The 13,675-nt window shown below is 66.1% G+C and carries 14 protein-coding genes; 1 reads left to right on the top strand and 13 read right to left on the bottom strand.

Annotated features, from left to right (window positions below; genetic code table 11):
* Positions 1-2 precede the first annotated feature (2 nt).
* The 9 genes from ACUJB0_RS02175 to ACUJB0_RS02215 form a co-directional block, all read right to left on the bottom strand.
* The gene (locus ACUJB0_RS02175) at positions 3-191 is read right to left on the bottom strand and encodes an SRPBCC family protein (protein WP_444843777.1); all 189 of its coding nucleotides are present in this window, start codon (positions 189-191) and stop codon (positions 3-5) included.
* An 11-nt stretch (positions 192-202) separates the two neighbouring features.
* Positions 203-637, bottom strand: a complete 435-nt coding sequence (locus tag ACUJB0_RS02180; RefSeq protein WP_444843778.1) for a GNAT family N-acetyltransferase — start codon at positions 635-637, stop codon at positions 203-205.
* A complete protein-coding gene (locus tag ACUJB0_RS02185) occupies positions 634-1,554 on the bottom strand; it encodes a hypothetical protein (RefSeq protein WP_444843779.1) in 921 nt (306 codons plus the stop codon). The genes ACUJB0_RS02180 and ACUJB0_RS02185 overlap by 4 nt, the downstream gene beginning before the upstream one ends.
* A 61-nt stretch (positions 1,555-1,615) precedes the next feature.
* Entirely contained in the window at positions 1,616-2,521 is a 906-nt protein-coding gene (locus tag ACUJB0_RS02190) for an SDR family oxidoreductase (protein WP_444843780.1), read from the bottom strand.
* Positions 2,521-3,519, bottom strand: a complete 999-nt coding sequence (locus ACUJB0_RS02195; RefSeq protein WP_506737531.1) for an NADP-dependent oxidoreductase — start codon at positions 3,517-3,519, stop codon at positions 2,521-2,523. Before ACUJB0_RS02195 ends, ACUJB0_RS02190 begins: the two co-directional genes overlap by 1 nt.
* A 14-nt stretch (positions 3,520-3,533) precedes the next feature.
* Positions 3,534-4,316, bottom strand: a complete 783-nt coding sequence (locus tag ACUJB0_RS02200) for an SDR family oxidoreductase (protein WP_444843782.1) — start codon at positions 4,314-4,316, stop codon at positions 3,534-3,536.
* Between the two features lie 10 nt (positions 4,317-4,326).
* On the bottom strand, positions 4,327-4,629 hold the full coding sequence (locus ACUJB0_RS02205; protein ID WP_444843783.1) for a Dabb family protein: 303 nt from the start codon (positions 4,627-4,629) through the stop codon (positions 4,327-4,329).
* Positions 4,630-4,643: 14 nt separating this feature from the next.
* Positions 4,644-6,536 (bottom strand): acyl-CoA dehydrogenase, encoded by a 1,893-nt coding sequence (locus ACUJB0_RS02210; protein WP_444843784.1) that lies wholly within the window; start codon positions 6,534-6,536, stop codon positions 4,644-4,646.
* Positions 6,537-6,539: 3 nt separating this feature from the next.
* Positions 6,540-7,718, bottom strand: coding sequence for an acetyl-CoA C-acyltransferase (locus ACUJB0_RS02215; RefSeq protein ID WP_161097649.1), 1,179 nt, complete (start codon positions 7,716-7,718; stop codon positions 6,540-6,542).
* Positions 7,719-7,913: 195 nt separating this feature from the next.
* Here ACUJB0_RS02215 and ACUJB0_RS02220 point away from each other — a divergent pair, with 195 nt between their 5' ends.
* Positions 7,914-9,602 (top strand): MFS transporter, encoded by a 1,689-nt coding sequence (locus tag ACUJB0_RS02220; RefSeq protein WP_444843785.1) that lies wholly within the window; start codon positions 7,914-7,916, stop codon positions 9,600-9,602.
* A gap of 78 nt (positions 9,603-9,680) precedes the next feature.
* On the opposite strand, the gene ACUJB0_RS02225 is transcribed toward ACUJB0_RS02220, so the two are convergent.
* The 4 genes from ACUJB0_RS02225 to ACUJB0_RS02240 are packed head-to-tail and all read right to left on the bottom strand — an operon-like array spanning position 9,681 to position 13,612.
* A complete protein-coding gene (locus ACUJB0_RS02225) occupies positions 9,681-10,436 on the bottom strand; it encodes a LytR/AlgR family response regulator transcription factor (RefSeq protein ID WP_444844221.1) in 756 nt (251 codons plus the stop codon).
* Between the two features lie 20 nt (positions 10,437-10,456).
* Complete coding sequence (locus ACUJB0_RS02230) at positions 10,457-11,650, bottom strand: sensor histidine kinase (RefSeq protein WP_444843786.1); 1,194 nt, start codon at positions 11,648-11,650, stop codon at positions 10,457-10,459.
* 17 nt (positions 11,651-11,667) lie between these two features.
* Positions 11,668-13,167 carry a carotenoid oxygenase family protein gene (locus tag ACUJB0_RS02235; RefSeq protein ID WP_444843787.1) on the bottom strand — a complete coding sequence of 500 codons (1,500 nt, stop codon included), beginning with the start codon at positions 13,165-13,167 and terminating at the stop codon, positions 11,668-11,670.
* A 13-nt stretch (positions 13,168-13,180) separates the two neighbouring features.
* Entirely contained in the window at positions 13,181-13,612 is a 432-nt protein-coding gene (locus ACUJB0_RS02240) for a DUF2141 domain-containing protein (RefSeq protein WP_444843788.1), read from the bottom strand.
* Between the last annotated feature and the right edge of the window lie 63 nt (positions 13,613-13,675).

Consider the following 13,675-nt stretch of genomic DNA (forward strand, 5'->3'; position numbering starts at 1 on the left):
CTTTACTGCTGCTTCATGTGGGCGATCAGCTGGTCAAGCGCCTTGCCCCAGCCATCCTGGAAACCCATCTGCTTGTGCGCCTCGACGGTGGCCTCGTCCTTGTGGCGGGCGCAGGCGATGTAGCGGGTGCCGCCCCGTTGGGCAGCGGCTCCATCCACCCTGGGATCGACATCCTCGACGATGTCCGTCATGCTTGCGCTCCTTAAAAGGTGTACTGCATATTGATGTGGGCGATGCCGGCCTCGAAGAACTCGTCGCCGTCGATGGCGAAGCCGTGGCGCTCGTAGAACGGCGCGGCGTGCGATTGCGCGCTCAGCGCCACCTGCTGGTCGCCGCGGGCGCGCGCCTGCGCCATCAGCACTTGCAGCAAGGCGCCGCCGACGCCGCTGCCGCGCGCGAACTGGCGCACCGCCATGCGGCCGATGTGGCCGTCCGGCAGCAAGCGGCCGGTGCCGACCGGCGTGCCGGCCGCATCGTAAGCCACCGCGTGCAGGCAGACCGCGTCCATGTGGTCCATTTCCAGCTCGGCGGGGACTTTCTGTTCTTCGACGAAGACTTCAAAGCGTATCAGCTTTGCGTCGGCGTTGAGGGCGGTCCAGTCTCCGGTGCGGATGTTGTGCGTGGCGGTGAGGGTCATTGGCTTGCTTGGCTAGTTGCGGAAGGCGTGATTGTCGCATGCGGCGCGGACGTGCGGCGCTTCCACGCCTGGAAGATGCGCTCCGCCTGCGCCTCCGCATCGCCCCGCTGCCGGGCGCTGAGGGTCTTGGTCCAGCCGTCGAGCATCTCCTGCGGGTAGACCACGCTATCGGGGTTCATGGCGGTCACTATTTTGTTGGTCGCAAGCTGTTCCATATAGAGCTCCGGCGCGCCGGCCGGCATGCCCAATTCGAGATGCGCGGAGGTATTCAGCATCACCGCGTCGAGGTAGCCTTGGGCGATGCTGTCGTCCAGCCGCTTCAGCGCGTCGCGGCGCCATTCGATCACGGCGGGATCGTCCGGACGCTCCTTCAGCGCGCTGCGGTCGCCATGCGGGCCGGCGAAGATGTACCGCGCCAGAGCCCCGCCCACGTGCTGGTTGGCGGCGTACTCCAGCAGCTGGAAGCGATCGAGCCTGGTCCTGCCGGTCAAGCCGGCGCACTCGCGGCGCAGCGCTTGCAACGATTTCTCATCGGCCTTGTGCGCCAGGAGCTGGACTTGCATGCCGCCATTCTCCCGGGTGATCTTCAGGTCCGTGTTGTCGACAAGTTCCTTGTCGTTCTCCAGGGTCAGGCACTCGTCGATCTTGTTGAAGGCGGCAAGGGACTTTTCGGGATCGCCCGCCGCGTCGCGCACCATGTCTTCGACCGAGACCTCGGCTGCCATGGTAGGCGCCGCATTGCCCGGCGATGCGGCGGCCGGCCGCAAAGCCGCGCCATGCTGCCGAGCGGCAGATGGCAGGATGAGAGACGCGGCGGCCTGGACCGGCGGCCGGGTCAGCCAGTCAACGCCCTTCCAGACCAGCGCTGACGCGATAATCAATGACAGCAGAAAATATAGTCTTCTGGCGGGTAACATGGCATGTTGGAGAATTGGCCAAGCATGACATTAACATAACACCGCCGCGCACCCGACAACATCAGCCCAGCTTCATCTTCGCGCGCAACGCCTCGCGCACGTGCGGCGTGGCGGCATACGGATCGCCGGGATTGGTGCCGGCGACGATGTGCTCCATGCGCTCCTGCACGCCGGCCAGCGCGCCCGGATGCGAGTAGATGTAGAAGTCGCCGTCCGCGATGGCCTTGAACGTCATCTCGGCCACATCCTGCGCCGACACTTTGCCCGACGAAACCGCCTTGTCCGTCATGGCCTGGGCCGCCAGCTGGCTGGCGGTCGGTCCCTGCGTCATGCGCACGTCCTCGGGACGGTTGCGGTGCGACTGGCTGATCCCGGTCGGCACAAAATACGGACACAGCACCGACGCCCCGATCGGCGCGCCGACCAGTTGCAAGTCCTGGTACAAGGTCTCCGACAGCGCCACCACCGCGTGCTTGGAGACGTTGTACACGCCCATCGCCGGCGCGTTCAGCAAGCCCGCCATCGATGCCGTGTTGACGATGTGGCCCTCGAACGCAGGATCGCGCTTGGCCGACTCCAGCATCAGCTTGGTGAAGATGCGCACGCCGTGGATCACGCCCCACACGTTCACGCCCATCACCCACTCCCAATCGGCCTCGGTGTTTTCCCAGATCAGGCCGCCCGAACCGACGCCGGCGTTGTTGAACACCAGGTGCACGGCGCCGAATTCGGCGATGGCCGCGTCGGCCAGCGCCTGCACCTGCTCGCCCTTGCGCACGTCGCACAGGCGCGAGATGACACGGGCGCCCTGCACCTTGAGCGCGTCGGCCGCGCCTTCCAGCGCATCGGCCTGGACGTCGGCCAGCACCAGTTTCATGCCTTCGCGCGCCGCCACGTTGGCGAATTCGCGCCCCAAACCGCTTGCGCCGCCGGTGATGACGACGACCTTGTCCCTGAAAGTTTTCATTAGATGAGCTTGACCAGTTGTTTGCCGAAGTTATGCCCTTGCAGCAGGCCCATGAACGCTTGCGGCGCGGCCGCGAGGCCTTCCGCTACCGTTTCGCGGTATTTGATCTGATGATTGGCGACCAGCGCGCCCAGCTCCTGCAAGCCCTGCTGCCAGAATTCCATGTGCTCGGTGACGATGAAGCCGCGCAGCGTCAGGCGGTTGAGCAGCAGCAGGCGCGAATGCTTGATCGGCAGTTCCTTGCCGTCGAAACCGGCGATCAGCCCGCACAGCGCCACGCGGGCGTAGGCGTTGGTGCGCGCCAGCGCGGCGTCGAGGCAGGCGCCGCCGACGTTTTCAAAGATGGCGTCGACGCCTTCCGGCGTGGCCGCCGCGAGATCGGCCTCCAGGTTGCCGGCCTTGTGGTCGACGCAGGCGTCAAAGCCCAGCTGCTTGACCACATACTCGCACTTCTCCGGCCCGCCGGCGATGCCGACCACGCGGCAGCCGCGCAGCCTGGCCAGCTGCCCGACCACGCTGCCCACCGCGCCGCTGGCCGCCGACACCACCACCGTATCGCCCGCCGCCGCCTCGAGAATCTGGTTGAAGCCATACCACGCCGCCATGCCCGGCATGCCGACCACGCCGAGGTAGGCGGACAAGTGAATCCGCGAGGTGTCGAGCTTGCGCAGCAGCACGCCATCGGACACGCCCATCTCGGCCCAGCCCAGCATGCCGCCGACGAACTCGCCGACCTTGAAGTAATCGTTGCGCGAGGCCACCACCTGGCCAACCGTGCCGCCGATCATCGTGTGGTCCAGCTGCTGCGAGGCGGCGTAGCTCTTGGCCGAGCTCATGCGCCCGCGCATGTACGGGTCCAGCGACAGGTAGTGGTTGCGCACCAGCACCTCGCCGTCGTCCAGCGGGCGCATGTCCACCGTCTCCATCCGGAAATTCTCCGCCGTCACCGGCCCGCGCGGACGCGAGGCCATGACGATGCGATGGAAGGTCTTGGGGATCTCCAACGTCATCGTCACACCGCCGACACGCCGCCGTCCACCGCCAGGATCTGGCCGGTGATGTGCTTGCCCGCGTCGGAGGCGAACAGCACCGCGGCGCCTTTCAAGTCCTCGTCGTCGCCCAGGCGGCCCAGCGGCGCGTCCTTGGACAGTTCGTCCGGCCCCAGTTTTTCCAACAGGCCCTTGGTCATCTTCGACGGGAAGAAGCCCGGCGCCAGCGCGTTGACGGTGATGCCGTGGCGGCCCCACTCGCCCGCCAGCGTGCGCGTGAAGTTGACCAGCGCGCCCTTCGAGGTGTTGTAGGCGATGGTCTGCATGGTGCCCGGCGGATTGCCGGCCAGGCCGGCGATCGACGCGATGTTGATGATGCGGCCGTAGCCGCGCGGGATCATCGAGCGCTTGCCCACCAGCTGCGACACCACGAAGATGCTGCGGATGTTCAGGTTCATCACCTTGTCCCAGGCTTCGACCGGGTGGTCCTCGGCCGGCGCGCCCCAGCTGGCGCCGGCGTTGTTGATCAGGATGTCGATGTGGCCGAGGTGGGCCAGCGCGGCGGTCACCAGCGCGTCCGCATGGGCATCCTGCGACAGGTCGGCGGCCACCGCGTGGGCGTTGACGCCGTGGCCGGTCAGGAAGGCCACCGCCTCGTCCAGGTCCGCCTGCTTGCGCGAGGAGATGACGACCTTGGCGCCCTGCTCGCCCAGCGCCAGCGCCATCTGCAGGCCCAGTCCACGCGAGCCGCCGGTGATCAGCGCGGTCTTGCCGGCCAGGGAAAACAATTCTTGGGTAGTACGCATATTGGTGTCCTTAGATTTCGTAGTCCATGCACTGGCGCGCGTCGCGCACGGCGGCGAAGAACGGCTTGATCGCCACGTGGTCGGGATGGTTCTGGTACTCGTCCAGCGCGGCCTTGTCGGTGAATTCGGAGTACATCATCACGTCATAGGTCGCCTCCAGGCCGGGCTGGGCCACGACGGCCTCCAGCTTCAGCAGGCCGGGCACCAAGCCGATGCAGCCTTCCAGCAGCGCCTTCATCTTGGCCGCGTTGGCGGCGCGGTCGGCGCCCTCGGCATGGTCCTTCAATTTCCACATCACGATGTGCTTGATCATCTTGTCTCGCTTGTCTAGAACCACGCGTCGCGCATGTCGAGCGTGGTGGTGTCTATGCTGGCCAGCAGTTCCAGCTGCTGTTCGACCTTCGGCAATTCCCAGCGGAAGAAATAACGGCAGGCTTGCAGCTTGCCGCGATAGAAGTCCGCGTCGCCGCCATCTAGCGCGGCGGCCGCCAGCAAGGCCTGCTGCAACCAGATCCATGCGACCACCACATGGCCGACCGCTTCCAGGTACAGGCTGGCGTTGGCCAGGGTTTTGTTCATGTCGCCGGCAGCATACAGCTTTTGCGTGACGACTTCCACTGCCTGCCAGGCCGCGTCCAGCGCATCGGCGTGCGCCAGCAGCTCCTGGCTGATCTCCGCCAGCCCGGCCGGCACCGCATCCGGCGCGCCGACGCTGCCGCGCACCTTGCGCACCGTCTTGCGCAGCTCGGCGCCGAACGCCTTGAACAAGGCGCCGTCCTGCATGCCGGCCTTGCGGCCCAGCAGGTCCAAGCCGTGGATGCCGTGCGTGCCCTCGTGGATGGCGTTGAGCCGGTTGTCGCGATAGAACTGCTCGACGTTGTACTCGCGCGTGTAGCCGTAGCCGCCGTGCACCTGGATCGCCAGACTGTTGGCCTCCACGCACCATTGCGACGGCCACGATTTGGTGATCGGCGTCAGGAAGTCCAGCAGGCGGCCCGCGTGTTCGCGCGCTTCCGGCGTCTCGGCGCTGTTCTGTTCGTCGACAAGGCGGGCGCTGTACAGCACCAGGCCAAGGCCGCCCTCGACGTAGGCCTTCTGCGCCAGCAGCATGCGGCGCACGTCGGTGTGTTCGATGATGGGCAGTTGCGGTTGCGCCGGATCCTTCTGCGCCGGATGGCGGCCCTGCGGGCGGTTGCGCGCGTAGTCCAGCGCGTGCAGGTAGCCGGTGTAGCCCAGCACGGCCGCGCCCAGGCCGACCGCGATGCGCGCCTCGTTCATCATGTGGAACATGTTCGCCAGGCCCTGGTGCGGCTGGCCGACCAGGTAGCCGATGGCGCCGCCCTTGCCCTGCGGCTGGAACTTGCCCTCGCCGAAGTTGAGCAGGCAGTTGCTGGTGCCGCGGTTGCCCATCTTGTGATTGAGGCCGGCCAGCACGACGTCGTTGCGCTCGCCACGGCTTCCGTCTTCGTTGACCAGGAACTTGGGCACGATGAACAGCGAGATGCCTTTGACGCCGGGGATCAGCTTGCCGTCCGGGCCGGGGATCTTGGCCAGCACCAGGTGAACGATGTTGTCCGACAGCTCGTGCTCGCCGGCCGAGATCCACATCTTGTTGCCGCTGAGGCGGAACTGGCGCTCGCCTTCAGGGCCGGGCTGCGGATCGGACACGGCGCGGCTGGTGATGTCGGACAGGCTGGAGCCGGCCTGCGGCTCCGACAAACACATGGTGCCGAAGTAGCGGCCGGCGAACATCGGCTCGGCGTAGCGGCGCACCTGTTCCGGCGTGGCGCTCTTGAGCAGGGTGTTGGCCCCGCTCATGGTGAGGAAGGTGTAGGCGCTGGTGGCGACGTTGGCCGCCGTGAAGTACGCGGACAAGGCCTTCTGCACGACGACCGGCAGCTGCATGCCGCCATGCTCGTAGTCCTGCCCGGCCGCCATCAGGCCGGCGGCCGAGTAGGCGTCCAGCGCCGTCTTCACCTCCGGAATGTGCTCGACGCGCAGACAACCCTCTCCCGGCACGGCGTGCGCCTCCTGGCTGTCGCCCTTCTTGTTGTGCGGCGCGAACAGCTCGGTGGCGAGCTGCTCGGCCGTGTCGATGGCGGCATCGAAGGTTTCGCGGTTGTGATCGCTGAAGCGGGCGCGCCGGGTCAGCGCCTCCGCGTCCAGCCACTCGTACAGCATGAAGCCAAGGTCGCGGCGCGACAGCAGTAGGGACCGCATGGCTTACACCACTTCGAACAGGCCTGCCGCTCCCTGGCCGCCACCGATGCACATGGTGACCACCACATATTTGACGCCACGGCGCTTGCCTTCCAACAGCGCATGGCCGGTCAGGCGCGCTCCCGAGACGCCGTACGGATGGCCGACCGCGATCGCGCCGCCGTTGACGTTGAGGCGGTCCATCGGGATGCCCAGCTTGTCGGCGCAGTACAGCACTTGCACGGCGAAGGCTTCGTTCAGCTCCCACAGGCCGATGTCCTCGACTTTCAGGCCGGCCTTTTTCAGCAGCTTGGGAATGGCGAACACGGGACCGATGCCCATCTCGTCCGGTTCGCAGCCGGCCACCGCGAAGCCGCGGAAGATGCCCAGCGGTTGCAAGCCCTTGGCGGCCGCGGCCTGCGCGCTCATCACGATGGCGACCGAGGCGCCGTCCGAGAACTGGCTGGCGTTGCCGGCGCTGATGACGCCGCCCGGCATCGCGGTGCGGATCTTGGACACCGCTTCATAGGTGGTGTCGGCGCGGATGCCCTCGTCGGCCGAGATGGTCACTTCCCTGGTCAGCAGCATGCCGCTGGCCTTGTCGGCCACGCCCATGACGGTGGTCATCGGCACGATCTCGGCGTCGAACAGGCCGGCAGCCTGCGCGGCGGCCGCGCGCTGCTGGCTCTGCACGCCGTATTCATCCTGGCGCTCGCGGCTGATGTTGTAGCGCTTGGCCACGGTTTCCGCCGTCTGCAGCATGGTCCAGTAGATCTCCGGCTTGTGCTGGTCCAGCCAGACATCCTTGTACATGTGCAGGTTCATTTCCTGCTGCACGCAGGAGATCGACTCCACGCCGCCGGCCGCGTAGATGTCACCCTCGCCGGCGATGATGCGCTGGGCCGCGCTGGCGATGGTCTGCAGACCCGACGAGCAGAAACGGTTGACGGTCATGCCGGCCGTGGTCACCGGGCAGCCGGCGCGCAACGCGATCTGGCGCGCGATATTGCCGCCGGTGGCGCCCTCGGGGTTGGCGCAGCCGATCAGCACGTCCTCCACCTCGCCGGACTCGATGCCGGCGCGGCTGATGGCCGCCTGCAGCGCGTGGCCGCCCAGCGTGGCGCCGTGCGTCATGTTGAACGCGCCTTTCCACGACTTGGCCAAACCTGTACGGGCGGTTGAAACAATGACGGCGTCGATCATGAAAGTCTCCTATGAGTGGGTGTTTTTAGTGAATCGAGAATAGCATAATTTAGTACGGTCGTTCGCAAATATTTCTGTAAGTTTCGTGTAAGTTTCAAGCAAGCTTGACGTAAGGTTCACGGGCCACACTTGGCGCAAGCTGACAAAGTTGTAACTGTCTCAGCTGGGGAAATTCAAAAATTACAGGAGACAAAAATGGCAACATCACCAGGTACCGCAAACCTGCCCGCCGGCGGAGGCATCACGCCGGAAGAACGCAAGGTGATCTTCGCGTCCTCGCTGGGCACGATTTTCGAATGGTACGATTTCTATCTGTACGGCTCGCTCGCACCGATCATCGCCAAGCAGTTCTTCATCGGCGATCCGACCACCACCTTCATTTTCGCACTGCTGGCCTTTGCCGCCGGCTTCATTGTGCGCCCATTCGGCGCGCTGGTGTTCGGCCGCCTCGGCGACATGATCGGCCGTAAGTACACCTTCCTGATCACCATCCTGATCATGGGCGCGTCCACCTTCATTGTCGGCCTGCTACCCGGTCATGAGCAGATCGGCATCGCCGCTCCCATCATCCTGGTCTCGCTGCGCATCCTGCAAGGCCTGGCGCTGGGCGGCGAGTACGGCGGCGCGGCCACCTATGTGGCCGAACACGCACCGCACGGCAAGCGCGGCTCCTTCACTTCGTGGATCCAGACCACCGCCACGCTGGGCCTGTTCCTGTCGCTGCTGGTGATCCTGGGCACCCGCACCGCCATCGGCGAGAAGGAATTCGCCGCGTGGGGCTGGCGCGTGCCGTTCCTGGTGTCGGTACTGCTGCTGGGCGTATCGGTATGGATCCGCCTGTCGATGAACGAGTCGCCTGCCTTCGCCAAGATGAAGGCCGAGGGCAAGACCTCGAAAGCTCCGCTGAGCGAAGCGTTCGGCCAATGGCGCAACCTGAAGGTGGTGGTGCTGGCGCTGATCGGCCTGACCATGGGCCAGGCCGTGGTGTGGTACACCGGCCAGTTCTACGCGCTGTTCTTCATGACCCAAGTGCTGAAGATCGACGGCGCCACCTCCAACATCCTGACCGCCATTTCGCTGGCGCTGGCCACCCCGTTCTTCATCTTCTTCGGCAAGCTCTCCGACAGCATCGGCCGCAAGTGGATCATCCTGGGCGGCTGCGTGATCGCCGCGGCGACCTACTTCCCGCTGTTCGGCGCGCTGACCCACTACGGCAATCCGGCGCTGGAAACCGCGCTGAAAAATTCGCCGGTGGTGGTGGTGGCCGACCAGACGTCGTGCCACTTCCAGTTCAACCTGACCGGCCAGAAGAAATTCCCTTCGTCGTGCGATATCGCGACCGGCATGCTGACGCAGTCCTCGGTCAACTACACCACGCAGGACGCGCCGGCCGGCAGCGTCGCCAAGATCAAGGTCGGCGACAAGGAAATCACCTCCTTCAACGCCACCATGACGCCCGATGGCCTGAACTTCGACAAGGCCAGCAAGGATGCCGAAGCCGCGCTGAAGAAGGAAGTCGCCGCCGCCGTCAAGGGCGCCGGCTATCCCGCCAAGGCTGACGACACGCAGATCAACAAGCCGATGATGGTGGTGGTCCTGTTCATCCTGGTGCTGTATGTGACCATGGTGTACGGCCCGATCGCCGCGATGCTGGTGGAGATGTTCCCGACCCGCATCCGCTACACCTCGATGTCGCTGCCCTACCATATCGGCAACGGCTGGTTCGGCGGCCTGCTGCCGACCATCTCTTTCGCGCTGGTGGCCTTCAAGGGCGACATCTACTACGGCCTGTGGTATCCGATCGTCGTCGCGCTGATCACCGCGGTGATTGGTGCGCTGTTCGTCGGCGAGACCAAGGACAACGACATCTACGCCCACGATTAAACCGGGCCGGATAGCGTAAAAAGCCCCGTGTGTGCATTGCGACGCTCAAGATCGTCGCAATGCCGCACGGGGCTTTTTTTACATCTGCCGGAACAGATCGACGTAGTTGCGGCTGACGACCAGCTGCTCGTCGCGGCCCTTCAGCTGCACCATCAGGCGGCCGCGGAAATCGTGGCGGGTGCCGGCCACGTGGCGCGCGGCGACGATCACGCTGCGGTGGATCTGCCAGAACTGCTGCTCGTCGAGCTGTTCGCGCAGCTTGCTGATCGGCGTGCGGATCAGGCTCTCGCCGTCGGCCAGGAACACGCTGGTGTACTTGTCGTTGCTCTGGAAGTAGATCACCTCGTCGATGGCGATCAGGCGCGTCTGCTCGCCTTGCGAGGCGCGTATCCATTGCAGCGATGGCGCCGGCGCCGGGGCGACAGGCGCCGCGCCGGCCAGCTGCTGCAACAGCGCCTGCAGCGTCGCCGCCGTCATGCCCGCCGCGGCAGCCGGTTCGCTGGCACGCAGCGCCGCCTTCAGCTTGCCCACCGTTTTCTCCAGCCGCTCCAGGCTCGCTGGCTTCAGCAGATAGTCGACCGCGGAATGCTCGAACGCATCCACCGCGTACTGGTCGAACGCTGTGACGAAGACGATGTGCGGCGGCTTGGCGCCCGCCACCAGCCGCGCCGCCACATCCAGCCCGGTCATGCCGGGCATGCGGATGTCGAGGAACACCACATCCGGCGCCTCCTCGTCGATCAGGCGCAGCGCCTCCAGGCCATTGGCGGCCTTGGCCACCACCTTCAATTCCGGCCACGCGGTTTTCAGCTGGCCTTCCAGATAGTCGCGCAGATGTTCTTCGTCATCGGCGATCAGTGCTCGGAGTGTATCGATGTCGGACTCGCATTCAAAGGCAGCATCAGGCGCACCATCATGCCGCAGGGTTGGTTTTCCAATAATTCTACCCGAGCCGCGCCGCCGTACAAACTGCGCAGGCGTTCGCGCAGATTGCTCAGGCCCACGCCGCCGCCCGGCTTGGCCGACATGGTGCCGCCCAGGCCAACGCCGGTATCGCTGATCTGCACGCACAGATGCTCGCCCATCTCCACCGCGCTGACGACGATCTCGCCGCCCTCCACCTTCGGCTCCAGGCCGTGCGAAATCGCGTTCTCCACCACCGGCTGCAGCAGCATCGGCGCGATGGCGAACTGGCGCAGCCGGTCCGGCACCTCGATGCGGTAGCGCAGCCGCTCGCCCATGCGCACCGCCAGCACGTCCAGGTAGGCGGCGATCAGCCTGGCCTCGGAACCCAGCGTGGCCTCCTCGCTGCGGCTGACCGCCAGGCTGGCGCGCAGGTAGTCGATGAAGCGCTCCAGCATGTGCTGGGCCTTGGCTGGCTGCGGGCCGATCAGGCTCACCACGTTGGCCAGCGTGTTGTACAAGAAGTGAGGTTCGATCTGCGCCTGCAAGGCCCGCAGCCGCGCCTCCGCCAACATGCGCGCGCTGGAGGCCATCAGCTCCTGCTGTCTGGCCTTCTCCAGCGCCTGCGCCACCCTTTGCTCGGCGCCGCGGTTCACCAGGTACATCATCAGGGCGACGGCCGCCGCCACCACCAATGACTGCGTCAGCACGCTGCGGTTGGCCATCAGCTGCATGATGCTCTTCCCGCTCAACAGCGCGTTCCCCACGCCGAGGCCCAGCACCACGCTGACCGCCACCAGCGAGGTGTTGAACAGCAGCCGTGGCAGGCCGGTGGCGCGGCGCGGCCAGCCGTTGCCGACGGCGTTGGCCAGCAGGCTGCCGAGGTGGATGAAGAACCCGATCAGGTTCGTAATCACCAGCATCGGCACCCAATGCTTGAGCACCGGCTGGTCGTAGTTGGACCAGTACATCTCGACCACCGTCAGCACCGTCCCAAGGCCGCAGTTCCAGATCAGCGTGTACAGCAGGTCGCGGCGCAGCGACGGCGGCCGGCGCCGGAAGAAGCGTATCAGGTCCAGCGGATGCGCCGACGGCGGCGCTTCGCAATCCGTTGGCGCCGTGGCTGGTTTGCTGCGGTGGTTCATCGTGTTTTCCAAAATATTCAGGCCGCCAGAAAGTTACCATGAATGCAGGGCGGCGAGGCATAAGAAAGGCGCGCCATCGCCCGCGGGCCGGCCTTGACGTTGTGCGCATCAAACACCGTCAACACCGTTTGCCGCCGCCGCGTGTCCTGCGCCACGCCGACCAGGTAGCCGTCGGTCTCGGAGCGCGCGCCGCGCCGCGGCACCAGCACATGCTCCTCCGCCACCCAGCCGGCGTCGAAGCGGTAGCTGTCCGCCTTGCCGCTGTCGGTGTCGATCAGGTTCACGGTGTTGAAGATGTCGTCCGGCGTGCCGGGCGCCACGCCCAGCACCGCCAGCCTGCGATGCCGCACCGATACCGCCTGCGGCGCCACCCGGGGGAACTCGCTGGCGCCAAACAGCCGCGCCTCGCGCGCCTGGCCGGCCGCGTAGTCCAGCGTGAGCTGCACGGTGCTGGAGCCGTCGCGGAATGGCTGTATCTCGCCTCGCATCATGGTGCCCAGCTGGGACAGCGTGTCGCCCTGGTGCAGCACCACGTCCAGCCGCGTGCAGGCGCCGTCTTCGAACGCGTTCCCGAAGTGGAAGACCGAACGCGCCGGCAATTCGAACACCTGCCGCAGCTGCAGCGTGTCCTTGGCGATGACGACCACGCGCAACGGCCGCGTGTCGCCGGCCCAGCGCAGGCTTTCGCCGTAGCTGAGCCCCGGACCGGACTTCATGTCGTACGGCGGCACCAGGAAGATCAGGTGGCGCGCGCTGACGGCGAAGTCGTGCACCATGTTCAGTTGCGGCACGTCGATCAGGGCGGTGCGCGCCACCTGGCCCGCCGCGTCCAGGCGGTAGATCGCCAGCTTGTTCGCGCCGGGCATGTTCCCGAAGTTCCACAGCCCGCCGTCGGGATCGGATTTCGGATGCGCGGAGAACGGCATCGACTTCAGGTCCGGCCGCCAGGTCTTGATGCCGCGCGTCTCCAGCGTTTGCGGATCGACTTCGATGGCCGATCCGCCTTCCCACAGGGCGTACACGTGGCCACCAAACGGCACCAGATTGGTGTTGGCGACGTTGATGGTATCGTTGCTCTTGACCGGCCTGCGGTCGATGTAGGTGCCGAAGGCGGGATACAGGAACTGGCCGGCCGCCGTCTCCTCGGTGAACTTCTGGGTGGCGACGAAGCGGCCGCGATGCGCGACCTTGCCGCCGCCGACCTGCCAGCGCTGCACATAGCCGTCGCCGTCGAACCAGTGGTGATAGCGCTCGCCTCCCAGCTCGAAGCGTCCCGGCCCGTTGCGGTAGAAGACGCCCCGCAGGTCATCCGGCATGCGGCCGTGGATCGCCGCGTCGCCGGACAGCTCGCCCTCGATGCCGGCATACGCCAGCAGCCTGGGATCATGGTCCAGCGCCTGGTGGAAGCGGCGGTAGGTCTCGCTATCCGCCCATGCCGCACCGGAGGCCAGGCCCAGCGCGGCCAGGCCGATGCCACGGGACAGGAACTTGCGGCGGCCGTTCATCGTGTGGTTCATGATCGGCTCCCGGTCAGTGCAGGCTGACGCTGTGCACGGCGCCGTCGGCGGGCAGCGCGAAGCGCGCGGCCTCGAACTCCGGCGGACCGTACTTGCCCATGGCGTTGTTGCTGAAGGCGTAGTTCTCGGTCGGGACGCCGTATGGATTGGCGTCCATCTTGCCGTTGCCGTTGGCGTCGTGGAACAGCGAGAAGGCGTAGTCGCCAGCCGGGAGGTCCTTGAACTCGATCTGCGTGGTGCCCGCCACGGCCTGCACCGCGGTCGCGCGGAACGGCTTTTGCTGGTAGGTTTCGGCGGAGTTGTATAGCGCGACCATGATCGTGCCGTCGGCGCTGGAGACGCCGGTCACGGCGATCTTCAGGTCGGCGGCGCCGGCCGGCGCGGCGGCCAGCATCAGGGCGGACATGGTGGACAGGACGAAGGCGGCAAGGCTGGTGGATCGCATGGTGGGCTCCGGTGAGTGAATGTGGCTCCACTTTAGCCAGCGACCCGCCGGCCCGGAGGACGA

The sequence above is a fragment of the Duganella caerulea genome (assembly GCF_040362985.1).
In the GTDB taxonomy this organism is placed as follows: Bacteria; Pseudomonadota; Gammaproteobacteria; order Burkholderiales; family Burkholderiaceae_D; genus Rugamonas; species Rugamonas vulcania.